This is a genomic window from Streptomyces sp. NPDC031497 (genome assembly GCF_055580905.1).
In genome coordinates this window covers 44,979-66,327 of the sequence record NZ_JBVIKO010000042.1, presented here as the reverse complement: position 1 = coordinate 66,327, position 21,349 = coordinate 44,979, and the positions used below count along the sequence as shown (strand labels likewise).

The 21,349-nt window shown below is 72.2% G+C and carries 18 protein-coding genes and 1 pseudogene; 15 read left to right on the top strand and 4 right to left on the bottom strand.

The window, feature by feature from the left end; all coding sequences use genetic code 11:
* Nucleotides 1–89: 89 nt before the first annotated feature.
* On the top strand, nt 90–2,321 hold the full coding sequence (locus ACZ5K7_RS45895) for a putative bifunctional diguanylate cyclase/phosphodiesterase (protein ID WP_468924105.1): 2,232 nt from the start codon (nt 90–92) through the stop codon (nt 2,319–2,321).
* Between the two features lie 117 nt (nt 2,322–2,438).
* Here the strand turns inward: ACZ5K7_RS45895 and ACZ5K7_RS45890 are convergent, their stop codons facing one another.
* On the bottom strand, nt 2,439–3,017 hold the full coding sequence (locus ACZ5K7_RS45890; protein WP_468924102.1) for a TetR/AcrR family transcriptional regulator: 579 nt from the start codon (nt 3,015–3,017) through the stop codon (nt 2,439–2,441).
* A gap of 94 nt (nt 3,018–3,111) precedes the next feature.
* Here ACZ5K7_RS45890 and ACZ5K7_RS45885 point away from each other — a divergent pair, with 94 nt between their 5' ends.
* From ACZ5K7_RS45885 to gatB, 6 genes are all read left to right on the top strand, one after another.
* Entirely contained in the window at nt 3,112–3,483 is a 372-nt protein-coding gene (locus ACZ5K7_RS45885; protein WP_468924098.1) for a DUF4267 domain-containing protein, read from the top strand.
* A gap of 43 nt (nt 3,484–3,526) precedes the next feature.
* Nucleotides 3,527–4,018: a cupin domain-containing protein gene (locus tag ACZ5K7_RS45880; protein WP_468924095.1), complete on the top strand. Its 492-nt coding sequence runs from the start codon at nt 3,527–3,529 to the stop codon at nt 4,016–4,018.
* 111 nt (nt 4,019–4,129) lie between these two features.
* Nucleotides 4,130–4,426 carry an Asp-tRNA(Asn)/Glu-tRNA(Gln) amidotransferase subunit GatC gene (gene gatC / locus ACZ5K7_RS45875; RefSeq protein WP_018544665.1) on the top strand — a complete coding sequence of 99 codons (297 nt, stop codon included), beginning with the start codon at nt 4,130–4,132 and terminating at the stop codon, nt 4,424–4,426.
* 6 nt (nt 4,427–4,432) lie between these two features.
* Nucleotides 4,433–5,926 carry an Asp-tRNA(Asn)/Glu-tRNA(Gln) amidotransferase subunit GatA gene (gatA, locus tag ACZ5K7_RS45870; RefSeq protein ID WP_351710994.1) on the top strand — a complete coding sequence of 498 codons (1,494 nt, stop codon included), beginning with the start codon at nt 4,433–4,435 and terminating at the stop codon, nt 5,924–5,926.
* Complete coding sequence (locus tag ACZ5K7_RS45865) at nt 5,923–6,165, top strand: hypothetical protein (RefSeq protein WP_351710996.1); 243 nt, start codon at nt 5,923–5,925, stop codon at nt 6,163–6,165. The genes gatA and ACZ5K7_RS45865 overlap by 4 nt, the downstream gene beginning before the upstream one ends.
* A 15-nt stretch (nt 6,166–6,180) precedes the next feature.
* Entirely contained in the window at nt 6,181–7,695 is a 1,515-nt protein-coding gene (gatB, locus tag ACZ5K7_RS45860) for an Asp-tRNA(Asn)/Glu-tRNA(Gln) amidotransferase subunit GatB (RefSeq protein WP_351710998.1), read from the top strand.
* Nucleotides 7,696–7,745: 50 nt separating this feature from the next.
* On the opposite strand, the gene ACZ5K7_RS45855 is transcribed toward gatB, so the two are convergent.
* A complete protein-coding gene (locus tag ACZ5K7_RS45855) occupies nt 7,746–8,543 on the bottom strand; it encodes an SAM-dependent methyltransferase (RefSeq protein WP_468924090.1) in 798 nt (265 codons plus the stop codon).
* Nucleotides 8,544–8,729: 186 nt separating this feature from the next.
* Between ACZ5K7_RS45855 and ACZ5K7_RS45850 the strand changes: the two genes are divergently transcribed.
* The 6 genes and pseudogenes from ACZ5K7_RS45850 (at nt 8,730) to ACZ5K7_RS45825 (ending at nt 14,582) form a co-directional block, all read left to right on the top strand.
* Complete coding sequence (locus ACZ5K7_RS45850) at nt 8,730–9,053, top strand: hypothetical protein (RefSeq protein ID WP_468924087.1); 324 nt, start codon at nt 8,730–8,732, stop codon at nt 9,051–9,053.
* Nucleotides 9,052–9,423 (top strand): annotated as a pseudogene (locus tag ACZ5K7_RS45845) (MMPL family transporter); the annotation flags it as partial. The gene ACZ5K7_RS45850 and the pseudogene ACZ5K7_RS45845, both read left to right, overlap by 2 nt.
* Nucleotides 9,401–9,976, top strand: a complete 576-nt coding sequence (locus ACZ5K7_RS45840) for a GNAT family N-acetyltransferase (RefSeq protein WP_468924084.1) — start codon at nt 9,401–9,403, stop codon at nt 9,974–9,976. The pseudogene ACZ5K7_RS45845 and the gene ACZ5K7_RS45840, both read left to right, overlap by 23 nt.
* A gap of 35 nt (nt 9,977–10,011) precedes the next feature.
* Nucleotides 10,012–10,662 carry a hypothetical protein gene (locus ACZ5K7_RS45835; protein WP_351711006.1) on the top strand — a complete coding sequence of 217 codons (651 nt, stop codon included), beginning with the start codon at nt 10,012–10,014 and terminating at the stop codon, nt 10,660–10,662.
* Nucleotides 10,663–10,860: 198 nt separating this feature from the next.
* The gene (locus ACZ5K7_RS45830) at nt 10,861–11,052 is read left to right on the top strand and encodes a hypothetical protein (protein WP_351711008.1); all 192 of its coding nucleotides are present in this window, start codon (nt 10,861–10,863) and stop codon (nt 11,050–11,052) included.
* Nucleotides 11,053–11,492: 440 nt separating this feature from the next.
* Nucleotides 11,493–14,582, top strand: coding sequence for a helix-turn-helix transcriptional regulator (locus ACZ5K7_RS45825; RefSeq protein ID WP_468924079.1), 3,090 nt, complete (start codon nt 11,493–11,495; stop codon nt 14,580–14,582).
* Here ACZ5K7_RS45825 and ACZ5K7_RS45820 read toward each other — a convergent pair.
* Complete coding sequence (locus ACZ5K7_RS45820; RefSeq protein ID WP_468924076.1) at nt 14,570–15,739, bottom strand: PQQ-dependent sugar dehydrogenase; 1,170 nt, start codon at nt 15,737–15,739, stop codon at nt 14,570–14,572. The two genes, ACZ5K7_RS45825 and ACZ5K7_RS45820, sit on opposite strands and share 13 nt — an antisense overlap.
* A 132-nt stretch (nt 15,740–15,871) precedes the next feature.
* Nucleotides 15,872–16,873, bottom strand: a complete 1,002-nt coding sequence (locus tag ACZ5K7_RS45815) for an aldo/keto reductase (RefSeq protein ID WP_468924073.1) — start codon at nt 16,871–16,873, stop codon at nt 15,872–15,874.
* Nucleotides 16,874–16,945: 72 nt separating this feature from the next.
* Here ACZ5K7_RS45815 and ACZ5K7_RS45810 point away from each other — a divergent pair, with 72 nt between their 5' ends.
* Both ACZ5K7_RS45810 and ACZ5K7_RS45805 read left to right on the top strand, forming a co-directional pair.
* Nucleotides 16,946–17,896 (top strand): 2-hydroxyacid dehydrogenase, encoded by a 951-nt coding sequence (locus ACZ5K7_RS45810; protein WP_468924070.1) that lies wholly within the window; start codon nt 16,946–16,948, stop codon nt 17,894–17,896.
* A 222-nt stretch (nt 17,897–18,118) separates the two neighbouring features.
* Nucleotides 18,119–21,337, top strand: a complete 3,219-nt coding sequence (locus ACZ5K7_RS45805) for a putative bifunctional diguanylate cyclase/phosphodiesterase (RefSeq protein WP_468924067.1) — start codon at nt 18,119–18,121, stop codon at nt 21,335–21,337.
* Nucleotides 21,338–21,349 lie beyond the last annotated feature (12 nt).

Genomic DNA, 21,349 nt, shown 5'->3' with positions numbered 1-21,349 from the left:
CCGTGCCCAAATGCGGTTGGGGCATTCCCGTGCTCCCGCAGGGCACGGACCGCATGGCGTGGGCACCGCCGGCTGTGAGAGGGACGGGAATGGAACCGACCGAGAGCGCCGCCCCGGAAGCGCGGCTGCCGCTGCGCCGCCGGGCGAGCGCGTGGCGGGGGGCTCGGCGGACGGTACGGGGCGACCGGCGCGTCGGCATACCGGGGATGAGCCTCGCACTGGACGCGCGTGACCCGCTGCCGCTGGCCGCCGTCGAGCCGCCGCCCGACCTGCCCGGCCACGAGCACGAACGGCACCTGTCCTGGCCCGCGCTGCCCGCCGGAGTCGTCGCGGCAGCCGCGTTCGCCCTCGGCGCCGGCTTCTACCGTGCCTTCACCGACAACCACGCCCTCTTCCCGTCCGGCACGGTCGGCTGGTCGCTGGCCGTGCTGACCGGCATCATCGTCGGCCACCTGGTGCTGCTCGGCCGCGCCCGCTGGTGGGGCGGCACCGGCTCCGGCGCCGCCCTCACCCTCGCCGTACTCCTGCTGTACGGCTGGGTACCAGCCGGGATGGTCAGCCTCACCGTCGTCGTCCTGGTCGGCATAGCCAGGCGCCACCGCTGGCGGCAGGGCGTCCTGCACGGCGCGGTGGACATCCTCGGCATCGGCGCCGGCGCCCTGGTGCTCGGCCTCTTCGGCCGGGTACCGACCGTCGAGTCACCCTGGAACCCCGGCAGTTGGAGCGTCGCCACCGCCCCCGAGGTCGTCCTCGTCGCGGTGGCCTACCTCGCGGTCACCCGCGCCCTGCTCTGGTACCTGCACGCACCGCGCGGCGGCGGAGTGCCCACCGTCGCCCGTACCGCCCTGATGCGGCAGGGCCTGGTCGCCGTCGCGCTGCTCGGCATCGCCCCGCTGATCTGCGTGGTCGCCGTCGCCCAGCCGCTGCTGCTCCCGCTGTTCTCCATCCCGCTGGTCGCCCTCGACTCCACCTTGTGGATAGCCCGGGCCCGCGCGGAGGAGCAGCTGCGCGACCCGCTGACCGGACTGCCCAACCGGCAGTGGCTCCTTGAGCGGATCTGGACCGCCCTCGACGACGCCGAACGCATCGGCGCCCGCGCCGCCCTCATGCTGATCGACCTCGACCGATTCCGCTCGGTCAATGACACGCTCGGTCATCTCGCCGGTGACCGGCTGCTGTTGCAGATAGCCGACCGGCTGCGGGCCGCGCTGCCGCGCGGTGCGGAGGCGGCCCGGCTCGGCGGTGACGAGTTCGCGGTGTTACTGCCGGTCGCCGACTCCACCACGTCCGCGACCCGCATCGCCCGCGGCCTGGTCACGGCCCTCTCCTCCCCGCTCGACCTCGACGGCCTCACCCTCGTCCTGGAGGCCAGCGCGGGCGTGGCCGTTTTCCCCGACCACGCGCTGGACGCGGAGGGGCTGCTGCGCCGGGCGGACGTGGCGATGTACCAGGCGAAGCGGGACCGTACGGGCGTCGAGGTGTACGAGTCCAAGCGGGACTCCAACACCCCCGACCGGCTGGGGCTGCTGGGCGATCTGCGCCGCGCCCTGGACGCGCACGAGGTGCAGTTGCACTACCAGCCGAAGGTGCGCTTCGACGGGCAGGTGGCCGGTCTCGAGGCGCTGGTGCGGTGGGTGCACCCCGAGCGCGGCAAGGTACCGCCGGACGAGTTCATAGCGATCGCCGAGTCGTCCGGCCTGATGCCCCATCTGACGGAGTACGTCCTGGAGACCGCGCTCGCCCAGGTCGCCCGGTGGCGCGCACAGGGGCTGCGGGTGCCGGTCGCGGTGAACGTCTCGCCGCGCGACGTGCACACCCCGGGATTCGCGGGCTCGGTGGCGGCGCGGCTGGCCCGGCACGGGGTCCCGGCGGGGGCGCTCCAGCTGGAGATAACCGAGCATGTGCTGCTCGAGGACCCGCAACGGGCCGCCGACACCCTCGCGGGTCTGACCGGGCACGGCGTGAAGATGTCGCTGGACGACTTCGGCACGGGCTATTCGTCGCTGGTGCATCTGCGGCGGCTGCCGGTGAGCGAGCTGAAGATCGACCGGTCCTTCGTGGCCCGGCTGGCCGTGGACAACGAGGACGCGGAGATCGTGCGCTGCACGGTCGACCTCGCGCATTCGCTGGGGCTGCTGGTCGTCGCGGAGGGCGTGGAGGACGACGAGACGTGGGAGCGGTTGCGGGACCTCGGGTGCGACGCCGTGCAGGGGTGGCTGGTCGCCGCGGCGATGCCGCCGGAGGAGACGACGGCGTGGCTGCTGGCGCGGGGGTCGCGGGGGTGGCAGCGGCCGCGGGCCGCGTTGCCGGCGGCCGAGTAGCCATCCGCCGACGGGGGCGGTGGTGCCGGGGCCGCGGGTGTGTGGTGGCTGGTCGCGCAGTTCCTCCCCCAGCCTTCGGCCGGGGGTGCCCCCAGCGCCCCTTCGGGGGCGCTGAACTCACGGCGTCATGAAGTGGCCCACCAGGAGCGCCAGCCTCGCCTCGTGTGCGTGTTCCGGCAGGCGGCCGCCGCGCATCAGGGTCACCAAGCCGTGCAGGCCTGCCCAGAACGTCTCCGTCAGGATGCCCGCGTCGTCGTCGGCCATGGCGATCGGCTCGACCACCTGGAACAGCTCCCCGAAGGCGTCCCGGAGTGCTGCCGGGGCCTTCGGGGGCGCGAACGGGAGGTCCACCCGGCGCGTGAACATCGCGTCGTACAGGGCCGGGCGTCGGCGGGCGAACGACATGTAGCCCTCGGCCACCGCCGTCAGCGCCGCCCGCCTGCCCTCGGTCCCCTCGCGCGCCGCCCGGAGGTCCGTCGCCAGGTCGGCGAAGCCCTGGACGGCCACCGCCGCCATGATCGCGCCCTTGCCCTTGAAGTGGCTGTAGAGGACCGGCTGGCTGTACTCGATCTCGGCGGCCAGGCGCCGGGTCGTCACCGCGTCCCAGCCCGCCGCCTCCGCGAGTTCCCGCGCGGCCGTGACGATCAGCTGCTCCCGCTCTGCCCGCTCGCGCTCCCGGCGCGTCCGAATCGACATGCCAGAGATTCTAGCGACGCTAGCCAATCTGCCAACGCTCTGCTAGCTTCGATTTCAGTCCTAGCGCTGATAGAAAAACACCCAGGGGGCCGTCATGACCATCACCGCCTACACGCTCGCCGTCGTACTCGACCTGTTCATCCTCTTCATCGGTGCCCGGTTCCTGCTCCAGCCCAAGGCATCCGCCGTCGGCTACGGCGTCCCCGCCGACCCGAACGGCGACGCCTCCGCCTACCTCGCGATCAAGGGCCTCAGGGACGGCGCCTACGGTGTCATCGGTCTCGCCCTGCTCGCCTTCGCCGGCGCCCGCGCCGAGGCCTGGTTCATGCTCTGCGTGGCACTCGTGCCGCTGTTCGACACGCTGATAGTGCTGCGCCACGGCGGGACGAAGGCGGTCGCGTACGGGATTCACTTCGCCACCGCGATCGTTGTGCTGATCAGCGCGGCGCTGCTGTTCCTCGTGTGAACGGCTCGCGCGAACGGCAGGTCAATCAACAGGGGGTTCTGGAATGTCGTTGTTCGTACCGAAGTTCGATGAGTCCGTGATCGTGCGGGAGGCCGACGCCGAGGTGGTCGGCGGTGACCCGACCCGGGTCCGGCTGCTCGCCGACAGCAGTGCCACCGGCGGCGCGCTCTCCACCGTGCGCGTCACCCTCGGCGAGGGCGCCGACGGTGCCGTACCGCACCTGCACCGCAACTCCGCCGAGATGTTCTACCTGCTCGACGGCGCCGCCGACCTGCTCTCCGGCGACGACGTCGTCACCGCCGAACGCGGCGACCTGGTCGTCATCCCGCCCGGCGCGCCGCACGCCTTCGCCGCCGTCCCCGGCAGCACCGCGGACATCCTGATCGTCATCACACCGGGCGTGGAGCGCTTCGAGTACTTCCGCCACCTCCAGCGCCTGCGCCTGGGCGAGGCCACCCTGGAGAGCCTCCTGGAGGTACAGGAGCTGTACGACAACCACTACCTGAAGAGCGTGGCCTGGGAGCAGCGTCACTGAGCCGGTGAGCCGGCGGGGTTTCGGGGTCCGGGGAAACCGTTTCACGGTCACCGGGCCCCGCCCCATAGGATTGGCTCCAAACCACACACACTCACCCCAGAGGAACGCTGCATGCCTGGCATCACGCGCGAGGAGGTCGCCCACCTCGCCCGGCTGGCGCGTCTGGAGCTGAAGCCCGAAGAACTCGACCACTTCGCGGGACAGCTCGACGACATCATCGGCGCGGTCGCCCGCGTCAGCGAGGTCGCCGACCAAGACGTACCGCCGACCTCCCACCCGCTGCCGCTGACGAACGTCATGCGTGCGGACGAGGTCCGTCCCTCGCTCACCCCCGCCCAGGCGCTCTCCGGCGCCCCGGCCCAGGAGCAGCAGCGTTTCAAGGTGCCGCAGATCCTGGGGGAGGACTAGACAGTCATGACGGACATCATCAGGCTCACCGCCGCCGAGACCGCCGCGAAGATCGCCTCCGGCGAGCTCACGGCCGTCGAGGTCACCGAGGCCCACCTCGCCCGGATCGAGGCCGTCGACGAGAAGGTGCACGCCTTCCTGCACGTCGACCGCGAGGGCGCCCTCGCCCAGGCGCGTGCCGTCGACGAGAAGAAGGCCCGGGGCGAGAAGCTCGGGCCGCTCGCCGGCGTCCCGCTCGCGCTCAAGGACATCTTCACCACCGAGGGCGTGCCGACGACCGTCGGCTCGAAGATCCTCGAAGGCTGGATCCCGCCGTACGACGCCACCCTCACCAAGCGGCTGAAGGCCGCCGACGTGGTCATTCTCGGCAAGACCAACATGGACGAGTTCGCCATGGGGTCCTCCACCGAGAACAGCGCGTACGGGCCGACCGGCAACCCCTGGGACCTCACCAAGATCCCCGGCGGCTCCGGCGGCGGTTCCTCCGCCGCCCTCGCCTCCTTCCAGGCCCCGCTCGCCATCGGCACCGACACCGGCGGCTCCATCCGCCAGCCGGCCTCCGTGACCGGCACGGTCGGCGTGAAGCCGACGTACGGGGCGGTCTCGCGGTACGGCATGGTCGCGTTCTCCAGCTCGCTGGACCAGGGCGGCCCGTGCGCCCGTACGGTCCTGGACGCCGCCCTGCTCCACGAGGTCATCGCCGGGCACGACCCGATGGACTCCACCTCCATCGACGCGCCCGTCCCGCCGGTCGTCGAGGCCGCCCGCAACGGCAGCGTCGAGGGCATGCGCGTCGGTGTCGTCAAGCAGTTCCGCGGCGAGGGCTACCAGCCCGGTGTCATCCAGCGCTTCGACGAGTCCGTCGAGCTGCTGAAGGGACTGGGCGCCGAGATCGTCGAGCTGGACTGCCCGTCCTTCGACCTGGCGCTCTCCGCGTACTACCTGATCGCGCCCTCCGAGTGCTCCTCCAACCTCGCCCGCTTCGACGGCCTGCGCTACGGCCTGCGGACCGGCGACGACGGCACGCACTCCGCCGAGGAGGTCACCTCCCTCACCCGTGAGGCGGGCTTCGGCCCCGAGGTCAAGCGCCGCATCATGCTCGGTACCTACGCGCTGAGCAGCGGTTACTACGACGCGTACTACGGCTCCGCGCAGAAGGTCCGCACGCTCATCACGCGTGACTTCGAGAAGGCCTTCGAGCAGGTCGACGTGATCGTGTCGCCCACGACCCCGACCACCGCCTTCGCGATCGGCGAGCGCGCCGACGACCCGATGGCGATGTACCTGGCCGACCTGTGCACCATCCCGACCAACCTGGCGGGCAACGCGGCCATGTCGCTGCCCTGCGGTCTCGCCCCGGAGGACAACCTCCCGGTGGGCCTGCAGATCATCGCGCCGGCGCTGAAGGACGACCGCCTTTACAAGGTCGGAGCCGCTGTCGAGGCCGCCTTCGTGGAAAGGTGGGGTCACCCGCTCCTTGAGGAGGCACCGTCGCTGTGAGCAACGCACTGTCCAAGGCCAAGGGCTTCAAGAAGTCGAAGTCCGGTACGTACCTGTCGATGGCCACCACCGTGTTCGGCGCGGTCGGTGTCGCCAAGCAGATCAAGAAGGCCCGCGCCGAGCACGACACGCTCCGGCTGGTCGATGCCACCGTGTCCGCCGTCGCGATCGTCACCGGCCTCGCCATCCTCTACCGCGAGCTGAAGCGGCTGGGCGACGACGACGTCCTGCTGGGCTGAGAGGGAAGTTTCACCGTGACCACCACGACCGACCTGGTGTCGTACGAGGACGCGCTGGCGTCGTACGACCCCGTCATGGGCCTTGAGGTCCATGTCGAACTCGGCACCAAGACCAAGATGTTCTGCGGCTGTTCGACCGAGCTGGGCGCCGAGCCCAACTCGCAGACCTGCCCGACCTGCCTCGGCATGCCCGGCGCGCTCCCGGTCGTCAACGCGATCGGCATCGAGTCGGCCATCAAGATCGGTCTCGCGCTGAACTGCGAGATCGCCGAGTGGTGCCGCTTCGCCCGGAAGAACTACTTCTATCCGGACATGCCGAAGAACTTCCAGACCTCCCAGTACGACGAGCCGATCGCCTTCAACGGCTACCTCGACGTCCAGCTGGAGGACGGCGAGACCTTCCGCGTGCAGATCGAGCGCGCCCACATGGAGGAGGACACCGGCAAGTCCACCCACGTGGGCGGCGCGACCGGCCGCATCCACGGCGCCTCGCACTCGCTGCTCGACTACAACCGCGCGGGCATCCCGCTCATCGAGATCGTCACCAAGCCGATCGAGGGCGCCGGCGAGCGTGCTCCCGAGGTCGCGCGGGCGTACGTCCGTGAGCTGCGCGAGGTCATCCGGGCGCTCGGTGTCTCCGAGGCCCGCATGGAGATGGGCCAGATGCGCTGCGACGTGAACCTGTCGCTGCGCCCGAACGGCACCGAGAAGTTCGGCACCCGCTCCGAGACGAAGAACGTCAACTCGCTGCGGTCCGTGGAGCGCGCGGCCCGCTTCGAGATCATGCGGCACGCGGCGGTGCTCTCGTCGGGCGGCACGATCATCCAGGAGACCCGGCACTTCCACGAGGACACCGGGTCCACGACCTCGGGCCGCGTGAAGGAGGAGGCCGAGGACTACCGGTACTTCCCGGAGCCGGACCTCGTCCCGGTCGCCCCGTCCCGCGAGTGGGTCGAGGAGATCCGCGCCGCGCTGCCGGAGATGCCGCTGGCCCGCCGCAACCGGCTGCTCACCGAGTGGGGCATCTCCGCGGTGGAGATGCAGGCGATCATCAACGCCGCCGCGCTGGACCTGATCGTCGCCACCATCGACGCCGGATCCGACGCGGCCTCCGCCCGCAAGTGGTGGATGGGCGAACTGGCACGCAGCGCCAACGAGTCCGGCAAGGCGCTGGACGAGCTGGCGATCACCCCGGAGCAGGTCGCCCGGGTCACCGCGCTGGTCAACTCCGGCGACCTGAACGACAAGCTGGCCCGCCAGGTCATCGAGGGCGTCCTCGCGGGCGAGGGCACCCCGGACGAGGTCGTCGACAAGCGCGGTCTGAAGGTCGTCTCCGACGACTCGGCGCTCGGTACGGCGGTCGACGAGGCCATCGCCGGCAACCCGGGCATCGCCGACAAGATCCGCGGCGGCAAGGTGGCCGCGGCCGGCGCCCTGGTCGGCGCGGTCATGAAGGCGACCCGCGGCCAGGCCGACGCGGCCCGCGTCAAGGAGCTGATCCTGGAGCGGCTCGGCGTCAGCGAGGGCTGAGCAGCAGCACGCGGTACGGCCCCGGAGGCGATGCCTCCGGGGCCGTACGGCTACTTGCGGCGCGCGACCACGCGGACGAAGCCCAGGGCGCGGCCCTCGTCGGCGCGCAGCATCTCCGCGACCTGGCGGGCCATCGTGCGGTGGAACTCCTCAGGGCTCTCCTCGGCGACCACCTCGCACCACAGCAGCCAGTCCCGCCAGCCGTCCGGCTGCCAGTCGGCGGCCTCGACCTCGACGGCGCCGCTGCGGGTCCAGTGCCGGCGCCACCAGTCGGCCGAGTGGAAGCACCAGTAGTCGGGCTCCCACCAGGGCCTGAGGTGCTCGGGCGGTTCGACCCCCGCGGGCTCCTCCCGCAGCGCCGGTACGACCACACCGATCCGGCCGCCGGGCCGCAACAGGCGGGCCACGGTCGGGAGGTAGAGGTCGGCGGTGCCGAAGTACTGGTAGGCGTCGATGCTCACGATCGCGTCGAAGCCGCCCTCGGCGAAGGGCAGGTCGTGCGCCTCGGCGTGCACGGGCTGCACCCGGTCGGCGAAGCCCGCCTCAGCGATGCGCCGGGCGTTGTCGTCGGCCTTGATCCAGAGGTCGGCGGCGGTGACCTGGGCGTGGAACTCCCGGGCCAGGAAGACCGATGTCATGGCCCGGCCGCAGCCGAGGTCGAGCACGCGCGCGCAGGGGCGCAGGGCGTCCAGACCGAGGGCGGGGGCCAGCCATTCCAGCAGCCACAGGGCGTTCGGGCCCATCTGGTTGTCGACCACCCAGCGGGGGTCGTAGGTGTTGCTGAGCGGGTAACGGGGGTGGGTCATGCGGTCAGTGAGGCGGTCGCCCCCGGTCCTTGCGTCGGACATGGGTGAACGGGCTCCTTGTGATCTTCGTAGTGGAAGGCGATGCGTAGGAGCTCATTCGGACCTTCAAACAATGCACCCGCTTCGGTCGTCGGCGAGGGGCCGCTCAAGGCTGACCAGCGGAAGCTAGCAGTTGTCGACATCGTTCGCAGCTGGTTTCCTCAGGTGCGGGCACTACGCTCGCCCGCCATGACCGGACACCCGGAATCCGACACCGCACCGGAGACAACCGAGGTGGAGGCCGCGGAGGACGAAGAGGATCCCTACGAGGACGCCCGTCGGGCCCGCTGGACCGCCACCGCGACCGGGGCCCTGCTGACCCTGATGGGCCTGACCGCCTCCCTGATGAGACTGGGCGGCGGCGTGCCCGCGCTGGTGCCGACGGCCTATGCCGTGGGCTCCGCCGTCTGTGTGGCCGCGGGGGCACTCGGGGCCCGGGGCCGTACCCGCAGAGCCCTGTGGCTGATGATCCTGGGGGTCATGGTCATGGCTCTCGGAGACCAGTTCGACTGAGGAGTGGCCGGCGACCGGCGGCGGGCGTACGCGGCGGGCGGCGGGCGTACGCCTCGGGTTCGCCGAGACCAGCCGGGTGATCGACTCGGCGGCCGTGATCATGATCTCGGTCCTCCTCGCCTTCGTACTCAGCGGCGACCGGATGATCCCCATGTCCGGCAGCGCGCCCGCCTCCGCCGTCGCCCTCGACGCCTTCGTGCCGCGCACCCTGGACGGCGCCAACCGGAGGCTGCCCCACACACCGGACCGCCGGCCGCCCCGGATCGGCATCGGGCCGCCCGAGTGCCGCGCCGCGCATGAGAGGCTCGAAGGGCTGGTCGAAGACGTGGTGGAACTGGAGAAGCACGATGTACGCGATATCCCTGGGTGACGACGGCGCCGAACTGCGCCCGCTGGAGCCCTGGCACGCCGAGGAGTTCCTGGCCCACCTGGAACGCGGGCGGGAGTTCATCGGACGGTTCATCGCCTTCGGCTCCAGGGAGACGGACGTGCCCTCCGCGCGGGCCATGCTCCAGCGGTACGCCGACCTGCGCGCCGCCGACACCGGCTCCCTGCACGGCCTGTGGCTCGACGGCACGCTCGTCGGCGGGGTGCTCTTCCTGAACTTCGACGCGGAGCACGGGAACTGCGAGGTCGGCTGCTGGCTGGAGCCGGCCGGCACCGGACGCGGACTCGTCACGCGCGCGATGCGGGTACTGATCGACTTCGCGGTCGAGCAGCGCGGCATCCACCGGATCGAGTGGGTCGCCGCCTCGGGCAACGTGCCCAGCCTGAACGTGGCCCGGCGGCTGGGGATGACCCGCGATGGCGTACGCCGCCAGGCGCACCCCTATGGTGGCCTACGGCACGACCTGGAGGTGTGGTCGATCCTCGCCCCGGAATGGCGTGAAGCACGCGCGCGTGCCGTAGAGAACGATCATTAAGAGACCTCTCAGACAGGATCCGTACGGTGCCGGACATGGGAACCAAGACAGCTGACGAGACCGGTGCCGAGACGGGCACCGAGGCCACGACCGACGAGGAGAAGGTGAGCGTCACCAAGGACGCCGACGATGTGACGGAGTCCAAGCCCGAGGCCGACGCCGGGGCCGAGCCGGAGGCGGCGGCCGCCGGGACCGAGGCCGACGGCGGCACGGACGCCGACCTCGACGCGGAGGACCTGGAGGACGACGCCGACTTTGCCGGAGAGCCGGCCGAGGACGAGGCCGAGGGCCCGTCAGGGGTCGGCCTGGGCGCCGCCGCCGTCGTCTCCGTGGTGCTCGGCCTGGTCTCCCTCACGGGTGGCTGGATCGGTACGGTGGCCGCCGCCCGCGAGACCCTCGTCGGCCAGCTCCAGACCTCGTCGACCGCGAGCGTCGCCACGCAGGTCAAGGAGGTCTACGGCGACGCCTGGCAGACCACCGCGCTGTGGGCCGGCGCGTTCGCGCTGGTGGCGCTGATCACCGGCGTCGTGGTGCTCGCCCGGCCCGCCTTCGGTGCCCCCGGCAGGCCGCAGGCGCCGTGGATCAAGTCTGTCGCCTGGGCGGGTGTCGCGCTTGGTGTCATCGGCCTGCTGCTGGCCGTCCTCAAGTACTCCGACGCGCTGCTCGGACTGCCCTCGACCAGCTGAGACAGCCCAGGTCGGAAGGGGCCTTAGGACGTCCGTAAGCACCTTATGGACGACCTGAGGCCCCTTACGCGCGTCCGGGGGCCGGCGGCCGTCCGAAGATGCGGAACTCTCCCGATGTGGCGGACCCCTCTGGGAGACGAAGGTGGAGACATCGCAAGAAGCGAAGCCCAACCACCGTCTGTCACAAGGGGAACCGCCATGTTCGAGCTCGAACTCCACGAGATCCGCGCCGCCGAACTGCGCCGGCGGGCCGACGACGCCCGTCTGGTCCGCGAGGCCGTCCGCTCCCGCCGGGCCGCCCGCCGCGAGGAGGCGGCCCGCCAGGCCGCCGTGCCGGAAGAAGTCCATACCGGCCGCCCCAGCCGACGCCGACTCCCGGGCACGGTGTGACCAGGAAGCCGGCCGGCACCGCCCACCCGGCAACCCAGAACCCGCCCGGGGACCCGACTGCGGGCTTGTCCGGGGACCCGACCGGGGGCTCGACCGGGGGTGTGGTCGGGGACCCGACGGCGGCCTCGGCTGGGGACCCGCCCGGGGACTCGACCCGGGGGCCGGCCGGGGACCCGGAGACCGGTGGCCGTACGGGGGTCGGCCACCGGTTTGCGGGACTGCCGTCGGCTCGCACGGCTTCGGGGCGTCTGCCGGTGGGCGGGACGCTGTCGGGGCGTGTGCCGGGGGAGGGCGGGCCGTCGGGGCGTGAGCCGGGGGGTGGGATGCCGTCGGGTGGTGTGCCCGTGGGGCGTTCGCCGCTGGGTGGCGCGTCTTGGGGTCGTATGACAAGCGCACCGGGGGTGTGGAAAACCGCTGCCGTCCGCTCCGAGCCGCATGCGATGCTCTGGCCTGTGGAAACCAGGTCCGTGAGTCCCGTGTTCGTAGGCCGCAGCGACGAGTTGGGGACGTTGAACGACGCGCTGGCCCGTGCCGAGGCCGCCGAGCCGCAGGCGCTGCTGCTCGGCGGTGAGGCCGGGGTCGGCAAGACCCGGCTGGTCGAGGAGTTCGCCGCGGCCGCCTGCCGCCGGGGTGCGGTCGTCGCGCTCGGCGGCTGCGTGGAGATCGGCGCCGACGGGCTGCCGTTCGCCCCCTTCTCCACCGCGCTGCGCGCGCTGCGGGCCGCGCTGCCCGACGAACTGGCCGCGGCCGCCGCAGGGCAGGAGGACGAGCTGGCCCGGCTGCTGCCGGAGTTCGGCGAGGCCTCCTCCGGTCGTCACGACGAGCAGGGCATGGCCCGCCTCTTCGAGCTGACCGCACGGCTGCTGGAACGGGTCGCCGCCGACCGCACGGTGGTCGTCGCCCTAGAGGACCTGCACTGGGCCGACGCCTCCACCCGCCACCTCCTCTCCTATCTGCTGCGCACCCTGCGCACCGGCCGGCTCGTCGTCCTCGCCACCTACCGCACCGACGACATCCACCGCCGCCACCCGATGCGCCCGCTCCTCGCCGAACTCGACCGGCTGCGTACCGTCCGGCGTATCGAACTCGCCCGTTTCAACCGGGAGGAGGTCGGCCGCCAGATCGCCGGCATCCTCGCCGCCGAACCCGACCCCGCCCAGGTCGACGAGATCTTCGAGCGCTCCGACGGCAACGCCTTCTTCGTAGAGGAACTCGCCGTCGCCGGGGCCGAGGGCTGCTGTACCGGGCTCACCGACTCACTGCGCGATCTGCTGCTGGTGCGGGTGGAGGCGCTGTCCGAGAGCGCCCAACGGGTCGCCCGGATCGTCGCCGAGGGCGGCTCCACCGTCGAGTACCGGCTCCTCGCCGCCGTCGCCCAGCTCGCCGAGGACGACCTGATCGAGGCGCTGCGGGCCGCCGTCGGCGCCAACATCCTCACCGTCACGCCCGCCGGCGACGGCTACCGCTTCCGGCACTCCCTGGTCCGCGAGGCCGTCGCCGACGACCTGCTCCCCGGCGAACGCTCCCGGCTCAACCGGCGCTACGCCGAGGCCCTGGAGTCGGACCCCGGGCTGGTGCCGGCCGACGCGCGCGTGACCCGCCTGGCCAGCTACTGGTACCAGGCCCACGACCCGGCCAAGGCGCTGCCCGCGGTCCTCCACGCCTCCGTCGTGGCCCGCCGCCGGCACGCCTACAGCGAGCAACTGCGGCTCCTGGAGCGGGCGATGGAGCTGTGGGACCCCGCTCCCGAGGAGATCCGCGCCGCCCTGCGCCCCGTCGACTACACCGACGTCTACCCTCCTTGCGGCTGCGATCCGGCCACCACACCGCTGCGCTATCTCGACCTGATGGCGGAGGCGGCGGTCGCGGGCCGCTTCTGCGGGGAGCGCGAACGCGCCCTGAAGATCACCAAGAGGGCGCTGCGGATGGTCGAGGACGAGGGGGATCCCCTGCGCGCGGCCTGGTTCTGGGTGCAGCGTTCCCGCCTGGTCCAGGATCTGGCCCGGGGCGACGGCTGGCAGGAACTCGGCAATGCCCAGGAGCTGGTGCGCGGCCTGCCGCCCTCGGAGGTGCACGCCGATGTGCTGGCCAACGTCGCCAACTGGTCCATGCTCCACGAACCCGGCCCCGAGGCCTTCGCCGCCGCCGAACGGGCCGTGGAGTACGCGCGGATGGTGGGCGCCCGGGAGATCGAGCTGAACGCCCGCATCACCGTGGGCTGTCTCATGGTCGACGCGGGCGATGTCGAGAACGGGATGGCGGAACTGCGCCGGGTCAAGGAGGCCGCCCTTCGGGAGGGCGCGGCCGGGGTCGCGGGCCGCGCCTACGTGAACCTGCCCTCCGAGCTGGACTCGGTCGGCCGCAGCGCGGAGGCGGTGCCCATCCTGCAGGAGGGCCTCGTCTTCGCCCGCAGGCACGGCCTGCTGGACTCCGAGGTGTGGATCTGGGGCAACCTCTCCGACTCGCTGTACGCGCTCGGCCAGTGGGACGAGGCCGCCGAAGCCGCGGCGGGCGCCCTCGGCTCGGCCGCCAGCGCCAAGCCCCGGGGCGCCGGCGCTCTGCGTCTCGCCAAAATCGCCCTCGCCCGTGGAGACGCCGCCGAGGCCGCCCGCCAACTCGCCATCGCCCACGAGCACTACGGCACCCACGACCCGATGCCCCAGGCGCTGCTTCCCGTCGCCCGGATCGCGATCGGCGTCGCCGCCGAGGAGGGCCGGTTCCTCGACGCCCGCGCCGAGCTGGACCGCGCCCTGGGGCGCGGCTTCCCGCCGGGCACCCAGCGCTACGGCTGGCCCCTGCTGCTGGCCGCCGCCGCTGCCGAGGCCGACGCACGCGCCCTGCCCGCGGGCGCCGACGGCCGGGCCGAGTTCCTCGACCGGCTCACCGAGGCCGTCCGCAAACTCACCACCGGTGCGCCCCTCTGGCTGGCGTACGAACGCTGGACCCGGGCCGAACTGCACCGTGCCCGGGGCACCGACACCGCCGCGCTCTGGTCGGACGTGGTCACCGACTTCGAGCGCCTGGACCGCCCCTACGACCTCGCCCGGGTCCGCCGCCGCCTCGCCCAGGTCCTGCTCGAGGAGGCGTCCGGCGAAGACGAGCGCGACCGCGCGACCGAACTGCTCCGGCTGGCCGGGGCGGTCGCCGGCCACCTGGGCGCCCGCCCGCTCGCCGACGCCGTCGCCCTGCTCGCCCAGCGCGCCCGGCTCAGCCTCACCACCGGCAGTCCACGCCGGGCCCTGGACCCCGCCGAGAGCCTCGGCCTCACCAGCCGGGAGCGGGACGTCCTGCGGCTGGTCTCGGCGGGCCGTACCAACCGCCAGATAGCCGAGGAGCTCTTCATCTCCCCGAAGACCGCCAGCGTCCACGTCTCCAACATCCTGGGCAAGCTCGGCGTCTCGGGGCGGGGAGAGGCGGCGGCGGTGGCCCACCGCCTGGAGCTGTTCCCGCCCGACCGCACCGACCGCACGGACCGGACCGACCGCACGGACCGCACGGACCGCGGTGCCACCGCCGGTCAGCGCACCTGAAGCTCCAGGATCCGGTCGTCGCCCGGCTTCGGCTTGCCGCGCCCGTCGGTGTTGCTGGTCACCAGCCACACCTTGTCGCCGCCCGCCGCGACGACCGTGCGCAGCCGGCCGTACTCGCCCTTGAGGAAGGACTGGGGTTCGGCGCCCGCGACGGTGCCCTTCAGCGGGATGCGCCACAGCCGCTGACCCTTGAGCCCGGCCATCCAGATCACGCCGTCGACATAGGCGATGCCGCTCGGGGAGGCGTCGTCGGTGTGCCACTGGGCGATCGGGTTCACGTACTTGGCGTCGGAGGACCGGCCCTCCGCGTTCGGCCAGCCGTAGTCGCCGCCGGGCTTGATGGCGTTCAGCTCGTCCCAGGTGTCCTGGCCGAACTCCGAGGCGAACAGCCGTTGGTCGTCGTCCCAGGCCAGGCCCTGCACATTGCGGTGGCCATAGGTGTAGACGGGAGAGTCGGGGAAGGGGTTGCCGGGGGCCGGTTCGCCCTCCGGGGTGAGCCGCAGGATCTTGCCGCCGAGGGAGTCCTTGTCCTGGGCGAGGCCCCGCTGCCCGCTCTCGCCGGTGCCGGCGTAGAGCATGCCGTCGGGGCCGAAGGCGATCCGGCCGCCGTTGTGGATGAACCCCTTGGGGATGCCCTTGAAGATCGTGTCGGGGGCGCCCAGCTGCTCCCCGGCCGGCTTGCCCTCGTCCCAGAGCATGCGTACGACGCGGTTGTCGGAGGCCGAGGTGAAGTACGCGTAGATCATGTGGTCCGAGGCGAAGTCGGGGGAGAGGGCGATGCCCAGCAGACCCCCCTCACCGGCCGCGGACACCCCGGAGACGGTGCCCAGCTCGGTCTTCTTCCCGGTCTTCTCGTCGACCTTGCTGATCGTCCCGTCGTCACGGTCGGAGACGAGCAGCCCGGAACCGTCCGGCAGCGGCGCGAGCCCCCACGGCGACTTCAGCCCCTCGGCGACCGTGCGCACCACCTTCACCGACCCCGTCGCGGGCGCGGCCGACTCGCTCGCCCCGGCGGACGCGGAGGCGCTCGCGGACGTACCCCGGGCCCAGGACGGCGCGGGCAGTTCCCCACCCCCGCCGCCGGAGGAACACCCCGCCACCAGCAGGAGCCCGGCAGCAACGAACACGGCGGTCACACCTCGACGTTGCACGATCATGATCCCTTCGACACACTCCACCGGCTCCTCCCTGCCGACGGTAGTGCAGCGCCCTATCAGGGGCGCGGGGAACTGCGCGACCAGCCACAACGCCGCCGCACCGAACCACGGGCAGATCACGGCAATTGACTGCTAATCCCACGATCCCTGTGCGGGAGGCAGCGAGCCCAGCTCGGCGACATCCTCTGCAGTCAGCCGAACATCCACCGCCCCGGCGTTCTCGGCCACCCACCGCCCCTGCTTCGCCCCCGGCACCGGCACCACATGCCGCCCCTGCGCCAGCACCCACGCCAGCGCCACCTGAGCCGCGGTGACACCGTCGCCCCCCTGCCGGCCCGCAACCCTCCGCAGCCCCGCCACGATCGGCTGGTTCGCCGCCATCATCTCCGCGGTGAAGCGAGGGTGCCGCGCCCGCAGATCGTCGGGCTCGAACCCCTCACCCGGCGTGAGCGTCCCGGTCAGGAAGCCGTTGCCCAGCGGCATCGCCGCCAGGAAACCCACGCCCCGCGCCTTGCACCACGGCAGCAGCGCCTCCAGCGCCTCCGGCGACCACACCGACAGCTCCGCCTGCACCGCGCTCACCGGAAACACCTGCTGCACCCGCTGCAACTGGCGCAGGGTCGCGTCGTGCAGCCGCGCGCCGGACCTGCGCCCCCCGCGCGCCCCCAGGGCGCACAGCCCCAGCGCGCGCACCTTCCCCGCCTGCACCAGCTCTGCCATCGCGCCCCAGGTCTCCTCGACGGGGACCTCGGGATCGGCGCGGTGCAGTTGGTAGAGGTCGATGACGTCGGTCTGGAGCCGCCGCAGGGACGCGTCGCAGGCGCGCCTCACATAACCGGGCCGGCCGTTCGCCACGATGTGCTGGTCGCCGACCAGCAGGCCCACCTTGGTCGACACGAAGGCCTCGGCGCGCCGCTCCTTGAGCACCCGCCCCAGCAGCAGCTCATTGGTGAACGGGCCGTACATGTCCGCGGTGTCCAGCAGCGTCACGCCCAGGTCCAGCGCCCGGTGCACCGCCCTCACCGACTCGTCACCGCGCTGCCGCGACCCGCTGTAGGCCCAGCTCATCGGCATGCACCCGAGTCCGACGGCCCCCACCGCGAGCGCCCCCGCGCCGATCGTCCTGCGCTCCACCAGCTCGTGAACCTCCTTCTAGAGCCCCCAACCTAACCTCTGCGCGCGCACTCCCTGACATAGCCTCCTGGCATGACCCAAGACGCATGGCTCCCCATCCCGCTGAAGGAGTTCCAGGGGCTCCCCGACGGGCTCAACTATCTCTTCTGGGACGGGGACCAGGACTTTCCCGGTGATCCCGCCGACTGCGCCGTGTATGTCGTCCCCTACACGAAGCCGCAGGAGGTGCGAGCGCGGCCGCTGCCGGAGATGCGCAACCTGCGCTTCATCCAGACCCTCACCGCCGGTGTCGACGACATGATCGCGGCCCGCGCCCTCATCGTCCCCGGCGTGCCGCTGTGCAACGCGCGCGGGGTGCACGAGGCGAGCACGGCCGAGCTCGCGCTCACCCTGACCCTGGCGTCCCTGCGCGGTGTCCCGGGGTTCGTGCGGGCCCAGCAGCAGGAGCACTGGGAGGGCGGCTTCCACCCCGCCCTCGCCGACAAGACCGTCCTCATCGTCGGTTACGGCGCCATCGGTTCGGCCATCGAGGACCGGCTCGTGCCGTTCGAGGTTGCGCGGGTGGCGCGCGTCGCGCGCTCCGGGCGCGCTTCGGCGCGCGGTCCTGTGCATCCGCTCACCGAACTGCCGCAACTGCTTCCGGAAGCCGATGTCGTCATCCTCGCCACACCGCTCACGGACACCACGCGTGGCCTGGTCAACGCGGAGTTCCTCGCGCGGATGAAGGACGGCGCACTGCTCGTGAACATCGCGCGCGGGCCCGTCGTGGACACCAAGGCGCTCCTCGCCGAGTTGGAGAGAGGCCGCCTCACCGCCGCCCTGGACGTCACCGATCCTGAGCCGCTGCCGGCCGGACATCCCTTGTGGCAGGCGCCCGGCGTGCTGATCAGCCCTCATGTCGGCGGTCCCACCTCGGCCTTCCTGCCGCGCGCCAAGCGGCTCGTCACCGACCAGTTGAACCGCTTCGTGAACCGAGAGCCGTTGCGAAACGTGATCCTTACGACGGGATCCACCGACAACTGACAATCGCAGCAACACGCGTGTAATCCGCTTCCGGTACGGTCCGCGACCTTCCGGGCGCGGTGTGTACGCGCGCAGCCGCTGATCGTCACGGAGCGTAGAGAAGCTATGTCCCTGAGTGACGAGACTGGTGTATCGTCCCGACAGGGGCTGCGCCGCGCACCGTTCGGCGCCGGGGATGGACATTTCAGATTTGTGAGGGGGGCGACGGGCGATGCACGGCCTATGGACGAACGATCCGACGCGGCGGAGCCGCCGGCGGCGACCCTGGCGCACAGCTGCGCGCAGACGCGGCCACCACACCAGCCATCACCACCACCGCAGGCACAGCGCACGCAGGAGGCACGCTCACCCAGCGCACCGGGACCCGAGGGATCCGGGAGCGGCGCGGACCGGGAGCATCCGGTGACAGCGTCGACACCTGTGACGACCACCCTCCCCGGAGCGCTGCGGGCACAGCCTCCGGCGGGGGCGCCGCACTCCCGGCCGCCGGCCACCGGCGGCGGGACCGGCGTGGTCCGCCAACTCGTCCTGGCCCTGCTCTGCGCGGGATACGCCGTCGGTTCCGCGTTCGACTGGGGCTCGAACCAAATCGCCCTGTTCATGGGCGACTTCGGTCTGACCGCGGCCGCCGGCACCGCCGCCGTGTCGTGCTTCTGCTACGCCCGCTGCCCACGGGTCCGCTTTCGACCCGCGTGGCTGCTGTTCGCCCTCTCCTCGGCGATGGCGGCCCTGGGCAACGCGGTCTGGGGGTGGTACGAGGTCGTGCTCCAGCGGCCCGTGCCCAGCCCCAGCTACGCCGACCTGTTCTTCCTGTGCTTCGCGCCGCCCGCCATCGTCGGTCTGCTGGTACTGGCCAAGCGGCCGATGACCAAGGCCGGGTGGATCTGCCTGGGCCTGGACGCCTGGCTGATCGGCGGCTCGCTGCTCACCCTGTCGTGGAGCCTCGCGCTCGCCCAGGCCGCCCGGCTCGACGGGCCCAGCGTCGCGCACACCGCGCTCTCGCTGGCCTACCCGCTGCTGGACATCGCCCTGGTCAGCATGGTGCTCGCGCTGCACTTCCGGCGCTCGCCGGGCAACCGCACCGCGGTGAACACCGCGATCGGCGCGCTCGCCCTGACCGTGATGTGCGACGCCCTGTTCACCTCGCCGCTGCTGCACAGCAGTTACCGCTCCGGCCAGCTGCTGGACGCGGGCTGGTTCGCCGGCTCGCTGCTGCTGGCGTACGCGCCCTGGGCCGCGCCCCGGCCGACGGGGGAGCCCGAGGGGCACACCCGCGTGGTCCACGAGCACGTGCCCGGCGGACGGGCCACGGTACCCAGGCAGGCGTCCGTCCCGGGCGGCGAGCCGGGCCGGTACCCGGCGGGCCGCCCCCTGGCCGGCTCGCTGGCCGCGCTCACCCCCTACCTGGCCGCCGCCGTGTGCACCCTGGGCATCCTCTACAACGTGCTGAACGGCCGCAGCCCGGACCATGTCGTCCTGATCACCGCCGGCTGTGTGGTCCTCGCGCTCGTGGTGCGCCAGGGCATCATGCTGCTCGACAACATCACCCTCACCCAGGAACTGGCGCATCAGGAGAACCACTTCCGCTCCCTGGTGCAGGGCTCCAGCGACGTCATCATGATCGCCGCACCCAACGGCATCCTCCGGTACGTCTCCCCGGCCGCCGCCGGGGTCTACGGACGGCCCGCCGAGGAGCTGGTCGGCTCCGAACTGGGCAACCTCATCCACCCGGAGGACCTGGGCTGCGTGGTGCACGAGGTGCGCCGCTTCCTCGCCACCGGCCCCCTGGAGGAGGCCACCACCCGTATCGAGTGCCGTTTCCGGTCCGGCGACGGCGGCTGGCTCAACGTCGAGTCCACCGTCAACCGGCACCACGGCGGCCTCATCTTCAACAGCCGGGACGTGACCGAGCGAGTGCGGCTGCAGGCGCAGCTCCAGCACAACGCCGAGCACGACCCGCTCACCGACCTGCCCAACCGCGCCCTGTTCACCCGGCGGGTGCAGCAGGCCCTGTCCGGCCGCCGTTCCTCCGACCGGGGCCCCGCCCTGCGGAACACGGCCGTGCTCTTCATCGACCTGGACGGGTTCAAGGCCGTCAACGACACGATCGGGCACCAGGCCGGCGACGAACTGCTCGTCCAGGCCGCGCGCAGACTCCAGGACGCGGTCCGCCACGGCGACACCGCCTCCCGGCTGGGCGGCGACGAGTTCGCGGCGCTGATCGTCGGTGACGGCACCCGTGACCGCAGTGCCCGGGAGCGGCACATCCTGGAGCTCGCCGACCGCCTCAGGGCCACCCTCTCGCAGCCGTACGCCATTGACGGCAACGATGTCCGTGTCAACGCGTCCATCGGTGTCGCCTTCGCCGAACCAGGTCTCGGCGCCGGGGAGCTGCTGCGCAACGCCGACCTGGCGATGTACCGCGCCAAGTCGGCCGGAAAGGGCCGCGTCGAGCTGTACAAGCCGCAGATGCAGCAGGACGTCGTACGCAAGGCGGAGCTGGCCACCCGGCTGCGGGCCGCACTGCACGACGGCGAGTTCGCGCTGCTGCACCAGCCCGTGGTGTGCCTGGAGAGCGGCCGGATCGACTCGGTCTCCGCACAGGCGCGCTGGCGCTCCTCGCAGGGGGTGCTGTTCACGCCGGCCGAGTTCCTGCGGGTCGCCGAGGACAGCGACAAGACCTCCGAACTGGACCGCTGGATCCTCCAGGAGGCGGTCGAACAGGCCGCCGAGCGGGCCGCCAACGGGCTCGTGGTGCCGGTCGCCGTCCGGACGTCCGCCCGGCGGCTGCTCGACCGGTCCTCGCCGCTCGGCTCCGTGGAGGCCCTGCTGACCCGGCACGGGCTGCCGTCGGGGGCGCTGGTCCTGGAGCTGTCCGACACCGACCCCAGGGTTCCGCTGGACGAGCTGGAGCGGCGCCTGACCGCGCTCAGCCGGCACGGTGTCCGGATCGCGCTGGACGGCTTCGGCAGCGGCTACGCGGCGATCACGGCCCTGCGGAAGCTCCCCGTCGACCTGCTCAAGCTCGACCGCAGCCTGGTCGAGGGGGTCGTCGAGTCGCCCCGGCTGCACAAGATCACCAGTGGGCTGCTGCGGATCGCCGGCGATCTCGGGCTCCAGTCGGTGGCCGAGGGCGTGGACCTGCCCGAGCAGGTCACGGCGCTGCGCGAGATGGGGTGCACGCACGGGATGGGCATGGCCTTCTCCGGCCCGGTGGACGAGTACCGGCTGCGCCGGGCCCTCGGTTCCGGTCACTATCCGGTGCCGCACGGACCGGCCGAGCCGGCGTTCGCGGGCGCCGCCGGTGGCGAACGGGCCATGGACAGGGGCGCGGGGGTGTACACCGGTGGTGTGCCCGCGGTCGCCGGCGGGATGACCGCCGTGTTCGGAGGCGGCAGTGCCCTTCGCTCACATAATGAGACTCCCGTCCCACCCACTTGACACGTGGTGCGC

Excerpts from the sequence above, each read along its gene's own strand:
- ACZ5K7_RS45810 (WP_468924070.1), top strand. The coding sequence starts at position 16,946 with ATGACCCAAGACGCATGGCTCCCCATCCCGCTGAAGGAGTTCCAGGGG.
- ACZ5K7_RS45835 (WP_351711006.1), top strand. The coding sequence starts at position 10,012 with ATGGGAACCAAGACAGCTGACGAGACCGGTGCCGAGACGGGCACCGAG.
- ACZ5K7_RS45840 (WP_468924084.1), top strand. The coding sequence starts at position 9,401 with ATGTACGCGATATCCCTGGGTGACGACGGCGCCGAACTGCGCCCGCTG.
- gatC (WP_018544665.1), top strand. The coding sequence starts at position 4,130 with ATGCCTGGCATCACGCGCGAGGAGGTCGCCCACCTCGCCCGGCTGGCG.
- ACZ5K7_RS45850 (WP_468924087.1), top strand. The coding sequence starts at position 8,730 with ATGACCGGACACCCGGAATCCGACACCGCACCGGAGACAACCGAGGTG.
- gatA (WP_351710994.1), top strand. The coding sequence starts at position 4,433 with ATGACGGACATCATCAGGCTCACCGCCGCCGAGACCGCCGCGAAGATC.
- ACZ5K7_RS45890 (WP_468924102.1), bottom strand. The coding sequence starts at position 3,017 with ATGTCGATTCGGACGCGCCGGGAGCGCGAGCGGGCAGAGCGGGAGCAG.
- ACZ5K7_RS45830 (WP_351711008.1), top strand. The coding sequence starts at position 10,861 with ATGTTCGAGCTCGAACTCCACGAGATCCGCGCCGCCGAACTGCGCCGG.
- ACZ5K7_RS45895 (WP_468924105.1), top strand. The coding sequence starts at position 90 with ATGGAACCGACCGAGAGCGCCGCCCCGGAAGCGCGGCTGCCGCTGCGC.
- ACZ5K7_RS45820 (WP_468924076.1), bottom strand. The coding sequence starts at position 15,739 with ATGATCGTGCAACGTCGAGGTGTGACCGCCGTGTTCGTTGCTGCCGGG.
- ACZ5K7_RS45880 (WP_468924095.1), top strand. The coding sequence starts at position 3,527 with ATGTCGTTGTTCGTACCGAAGTTCGATGAGTCCGTGATCGTGCGGGAG.
- ACZ5K7_RS45805 (WP_468924067.1), top strand. The coding sequence starts at position 18,119 with ATGGACGAACGATCCGACGCGGCGGAGCCGCCGGCGGCGACCCTGGCG.
- ACZ5K7_RS45825 (WP_468924079.1), top strand. The coding sequence starts at position 11,493 with ATGCTCTGGCCTGTGGAAACCAGGTCCGTGAGTCCCGTGTTCGTAGGC.
- ACZ5K7_RS45885 (WP_468924098.1), top strand. The coding sequence starts at position 3,112 with ATGACCATCACCGCCTACACGCTCGCCGTCGTACTCGACCTGTTCATC.
- ACZ5K7_RS45855 (WP_468924090.1), bottom strand. The coding sequence starts at position 8,543 with ATGTCCGACGCAAGGACCGGGGGCGACCGCCTCACTGACCGCATGACC.